This window comes from Bradyrhizobium neotropicale, from assembly GCF_001641695.1.
GTDB classification, from domain to species: Bacteria; Pseudomonadota; Alphaproteobacteria; order Rhizobiales; family Xanthobacteraceae; genus Bradyrhizobium; species Bradyrhizobium neotropicale.
Window position 1 is genome coordinate 1 of sequence record NZ_LSEF01000117.1, and the last position, 5,289, is coordinate 5,289.

General features: G+C 59.3%; 4 protein-coding genes and 2 pseudogenes. 5 read left to right on the forward strand and 1 reads right to left on the reverse strand.

Features of this window, described 5'->3' with window-relative positions; all coding sequences use genetic code 11:
* Positions 1-16: 16 nt before the first annotated feature.
* Positions 17-1,300 (reverse strand): ATP-grasp domain-containing protein, encoded by a 1,284-nt coding sequence (locus AXW67_RS41320; RefSeq protein WP_082908189.1) that lies wholly within the window; start codon positions 1,298-1,300, stop codon positions 17-19.
* 563 nt (positions 1,301-1,863) lie between these two features.
* On the opposite strand from AXW67_RS41320, the pseudogene AXW67_RS37840 reads away from it, so the two are divergent.
* The 5 genes and pseudogenes from AXW67_RS37840 to AXW67_RS37860 all read left to right on the forward strand — a co-directional run.
* Positions 1,864-2,742, forward strand: a pseudogene (locus AXW67_RS37840) (transposase).
* Between the two features lie 295 nt (positions 2,743-3,037).
* Positions 3,038-3,671, forward strand: a pseudogene (locus tag AXW67_RS37845) (IS701 family transposase); the annotation flags it as partial.
* An 88-nt stretch (positions 3,672-3,759) separates the two neighbouring features.
* The gene (locus AXW67_RS44625) at positions 3,760-4,014 is read left to right on the forward strand and encodes a membrane dipeptidase (RefSeq protein ID WP_488226179.1); all 255 of its coding nucleotides are present in this window, start codon (positions 3,760-3,762) and stop codon (positions 4,012-4,014) included.
* Entirely contained in the window at positions 3,950-4,267 is a 318-nt protein-coding gene (locus AXW67_RS44630; protein ID WP_283806483.1) for a membrane dipeptidase, read from the forward strand. The genes AXW67_RS44625 and AXW67_RS44630 overlap by 65 nt, the downstream gene beginning before the upstream one ends.
* Positions 4,268-4,632: 365 nt before the next feature.
* On the forward strand, positions 4,633-5,289 hold a 657-nt coding region (locus tag AXW67_RS37860), incomplete at its 3' end, for an FAD-dependent oxidoreductase (protein WP_161491336.1).

Consider the following 5,289-nt stretch of genomic DNA (forward strand, 5'->3'; position numbering starts at 1 on the left):
CGGCGACGATCACCTCTTACCTGAGGCCACCTGGGCTGGTTCGGGGAGGTGAGGGGGCCGCAGATTGTTCCTGCTCGCCAAAAGTCGGGAATGGTGTGATCGACCAATCGATTAGGTCGACGGCCCGCTGAAGTATTGCCTCGGTCCGAGCAAGGCTGGGTGAAGCGGCGATGACATGTCCAATAGTATCTCGATAATCGCCTTTCCTGACGATCGGCATCTTGGGTTCAATATAGAATTTGACCTCGGCGACCCCTGGTATAGCAGCCGCACGATTGTCGCCATCGATCCAATCGAGGATGCCATCGCGATCAGGATTTAGGCATCGGGCGGCCGCAGTGTTCGAATGCCTTCTGCGCAACTCCCATTCGTCGCCCGTGGCAAGTTTGATGTGCTCGGTGATAGGATCGACACCGTAAGCCAGCTGAACAAGTTGAGGATGGCCTCCCCCCGCAAGCCGCGGATTGACCTCAATGACGACTGGGCCACGCTTCGTCCACCGGAATTCGATGCACGTTGGCCCCCAGCCAAGGCCGAGAGCTCGCAAACAGCTCAGCGAAACATCGGCGATACGTTTATGATCATCATCACTCAGCGGGGCCGGAAAGGTCGTCTCGCGAAAGAGGAAATGCGGTAGAGGACCGAAGTCAGCGGCGGCAATCCCAATGACCTCGTTTCCCATTATTTCGGCGCAATAATAGGGTCCTTGTGCGAATTGCTCGACAAGGATCCTCGGCGAAGACCGCCATATGTGCTTTCCGCCCAACAGATAAGTCGTATGTTCGGCCAACTCATCGACGTCGCGGCACAATCGGACGCCGTAGCTGCCGTCGCCTACTGCGGGCTTAACAATCACCGGCAGGCCGATCTCCGCGGCAGCGCTTTCTACCTCCGTCGCATCTAATGCCAAACGATAAGCCGGTATGGGAACGCCGGCCTCGGCGAGGAGCTGACGTTGAGTGAATTTGTCGCAGCATCGTTCAACGGATCCGGGGTTCGGTCCGGGTAGATCGAAATGCCGACAGAGCTTGCCAACTGTCGCATAGACCGCCTCCCTGGCGCTCGTAATGCCAGCAATGTCATAGGTCGCACGCAGCCGGGAACATTCGCCGATCACTGCATCGAGATTGTTTGTATCGACACGGATCGGCTCAATTCCTTCCGCCGCAAGATAGTCATACTGAGCTGGGTCAGCCGACAGGGTGATTGGATGAAGGCCAAGACGCCGGGCGGCCTGGACGTATTGCAGACCAGTACCGTGTGTATTGCCTTCAACCAGGATAAGCGCTCTTCTTGTCATGGGCTGTTGACCTTCTGTCGCGTACTGTGCGGCGGTCTGAGCGTAAATCGGTATCAGCTTTTTTAGCCGTGCCTGACCCTCAGACTTGCGGTGAGGCTGCCATCAAACTTGCTGGGGACGTGCAGCGTCTACTGGATCGTTCGAGCAAGTTCACGTAGACCTCCTAACCTGGAGACTGCGAGATCGCTATGGTCGTAACGGATACTTCACCGTGTCCTATACAATCGGCGTGCCACCGAAAGAGTTGTACGAGCAAGAGCGGAAAAACCATGTGTTTCGCACCGCGCCGGCGGAATGCTTGCGCCTCAGCGGGGCGGATTCCGAACATACACGTCTTCAACCGGACACAGCTGAACACGGCAACTCGGACGTCGAACGACAGACTGCCCGGGGGCCGCGCGGCCGGGCGGCCGATCGAGCTGAACTGACATAAGATTTGATTGCTTAGGTCGATCCGCGCCGGTTCCCGGAGACCACACCCACCATGAATGATCTGACGCTGGCGCTTAGCGGTTTGTCATCGGTCGGCGCCCAGTTCGTCGTCGCCCCCTTTCGATGGCCGCATGCTGTCGTCTAACAGTGGCGTTCTGGCTCTGCATGAGGCGGAGAAACGACTACGAGTGGCCGACCGTCTGGCGCGCTGCATTGATGATCCGCGCTGCCCGGACCAGGTCGTCTACCGCCTGGCGGATATGATCGGCTTCCGCGTGAAGATGATCGCCGCCGGTTATGAGTATGGCAACAACGCCAACCGGCCGCGCTCCGGTCCCGCCTTCAAGAGGAACCTTGAATAAGAAGATGGCCAGGACGTGCTGACTCCGGGTCCCGATTGGGCTCGCAATCGACCATGTGCCGGCTGGAGAACCTGCCCGGCGCGTGAGTTGGGCTATGGTCGATCTCTACTGCGCATTCTTCCGGCAGGTGCGAAGCGGATCGTGCTCAACATCGACGACACGTTTGATGCCGTGCATAGCGGCCAGCAACTGCGCCTATTCAATGCTCGTTACGACGAATACGGCTTCCAGCCGATCGTGGTGTTCGATGGCGCGGGACGGTTTGTCAACGCGATCCTGCGACCAGCGAAGCGACCCAGTGGCGTCGAGATCAGCACTCATCTGCGTCGCCTTGTGCAGGCAATCCGCCCCAATTGGCCGACCACCCCGATCCAGATCCGGGCCGACAGCCACAATTGCAATCCACAGGTCGTCGACAGGTGCCCTGCCAATGCCATCGATTTCATTCTCCACCTGGCGCCCACCACCACATCGCGCAAGCACGTCACGGACCTGGAAGCCAGCACAACGGCGCGCCTCGAAAGGTCGAAGACAGGCAAGGTTCGCCGCTTCAAGGAAATACTTGACGACGCCGGCAGCTGGAGCCGGGTCGAGCGTATCATCGCGAGCGTCGAGGTCAGTGGCCCAGGGCGCTGGCACCCGCTTTGATCGTTACCAGCCTTGCAGGTGGCAAGGCCAAGGCGCTCTACGAGGAGGTCTACTGCCGGAGCCGAGGAGCCGAGAGCCACATCAAGTCCTGGAAGACGCATCTCGCCACCACCGAACGTCCTGCACAAAAGCGACGGCCAACGAGATCGCCGCGCGGGAGCGAGATGAAAATCTAAATCCGCCTGCACCTGCCGGCACCCTGTCCCGACCAGTTTTACTGGGTCACTCGGTCGCGGCTGTTGAGGCTGAGAATCAAGTAATTGAAGGGATTCACTATTTGGCACCGGAGGGCCAGATGAATCTCGATCAGGACGGAGCTAGCGAAGCACGATTTGCGGAATATGTAGCGGGGCTTGGAAGCGTGATCGGTCAGGCGATGCGGACGCGGCCGCTGCGCGACTATTGCACAGGTCTGATGTTACCTGGGGAGCGCAAGAGCGTAGAGCGGATGGCGGCGCGGACGGCTCCAGGGAGGACGGCAGCACAGCACCAGTCGCTGCTGCACTTTGTCGGCGTGGCGGCCTGGTCGGACGAAGGCGTGGTGGCCAAGGTACGCGAGATGGTATTGCCGGCGATTGAGCAGGATGGGCCGATCGAGACCTGGACCATCGACGACACTTCGTTCCCCAAGCAGGGCAGGCATTCGGTCGGCGTGCGCTCAGCTCGGCAAGCAAGCCAACTGCCAGGTGGCGGTGTCTCTATCGATCGCCAATCATGCCGCCAGCCTCCCGGTGGCCTATCGGCTCTACCTGCCCGAAGTTTTGGCGAAGGATCGTGCACGTCGGAAGAAAGTGGCCGTGCCGAAGGAGATCAAGTTCAAGACCAAGCCGGAGGTTGCGCTGGAGCAGATACGCTGGGCCTGCGAGAGCGGCCTGCCGAGCGGTGTCGCATTGATGGACACAGCCTACGCCAACGACTCGCGGCTGCGCGCACGGAGGAACCACGTCTCCCGGAAGTGTGCTTAAGACGATCGGCAGTTGGTTGCGTTTTATCCGCTCGAGGGACGACCTGAAGCTAGTGCAGAAAGCATCTGACATCGAAGCTGCGAAGCGCGATGGTCGGATCGGAATCCTATTCCATTTCCAGGGCACAGGACCGTTTGGGACGGATCTTGACCTCGTGGAGGCTTTTCAAGCGCTTGGCCTCCGGATGGTGCAGCTGACGTATAACAGGAAAGATTACGTAGGCGACGGCTGCGAAGAAGACGTTGATTACTCTTGTGCCGTATTTTGTCGTGCCTGCGAATGGCGGCGCAGCGCGGCCATCGCTTGATGACTTGATCGCCCATCTCGATCATTTCGTTTCGCTTGTCGGAATCGACCATGTTGGCCTGGGGCTCGACTACTGGTTGGGAACTCTTCCATTCTCCGATCTCGATACTGTCATCAGCGAATGGGAGGATGCCGTCAGCAGAGTTGCTTGGAGCCCTGACGTCTACCCGCGCCCTCCGCACTACCATCCTCCCGAGATCGATACCCGATATGCTCCTGGGACTAACGAAGGGCCTTATCCGGCGGGGATATAAAGAGGATGATGTACGCAAGATTCTCGGCCTGAACTGGCCGCGTGTCTTCCGCGAGGTCTGGGGGGAATGATCGGCCCCTTTGATTTCGGTAAACCCGTACTGCTGCGTCCGTTCTGGACTCACCTCTCGTTCTGGTTGAAGCGTCTGACATATTCCGTCCTTTCCGGCTCTGGAAGCCTCCTGTAGGTGTGGGTTGACGGGGGGCAAGTTCTCCTCTCGAGGTAGATTGGTCCGCTCATCCCGGCGCTCAGCCGCCGCATACAGGTCAGATTATCATCGGAATCGATCCTTCCTTTTCCGAGCGAAGCGGACTTTCTGATCGCAGCGGCCAATCGCCATGCTCTGAGATGCGGGGAGGTTGTTGCATGAGCGACGCAACTCGAATCGGTAGCGATCTCATCATCGTGATCGGCGCGGGCATAGCCGGGATTATGACCGCGTATGCCTTGGCGAAGCGCGGCCTAAATGTGGCTGTCATCGACGCGTTATCCGGTCCGGCCGAAATGTGCAGCCGCGCAAATGCAGGTATCATCGCTGTCGGGCATGCAAAGGCCTGGGCGGGACCGGGAGCGCCTGCTGCCATGATCAACGCTTTCGCCGGGCGTGACCCATCGGTGAAAGTAACCCGCCTGACGGATCCAACGCTCTGGCGCTGGGGAGTTGAGTTCCTGCTCAACTGTTCCCCGTCGGCTCATCGCAGGAATACCGACAAGCTGCAACGTTTGAGCCGTTACAGCCGTGATCTCGCTGCCGCCGCCGAAGTCGAGATGAACCTGCCGGCGGAGATCCGGCATCAGGGAGGGCTCTATTTGTTTCAGGATAAGGCGCAGTTCAGCACCTATGTGGCCTCGATCGAGGATCATGGCGACGGCTCCGTCGAGGTATTGGGCCGTGACGCATTGATCGCGCGCGAACCCGGTTTGTCCGGTATGTCTGGCCGGTTAGTTGGCGGGCTGTTCAGTGCAACAGACTCCGTGGGTGATTGCCGGCTGTTTACCCAGCGCACGACTGCCTATTTGAAC

Coding starts and splice junctions, on each gene's coding strand:
- AXW67_RS41320 (WP_082908189.1), bottom strand. CDS start 1,300: ATGACAAGAAGAGCGCTTATCCTGGTTGAAGGCAATACACACGGTACT.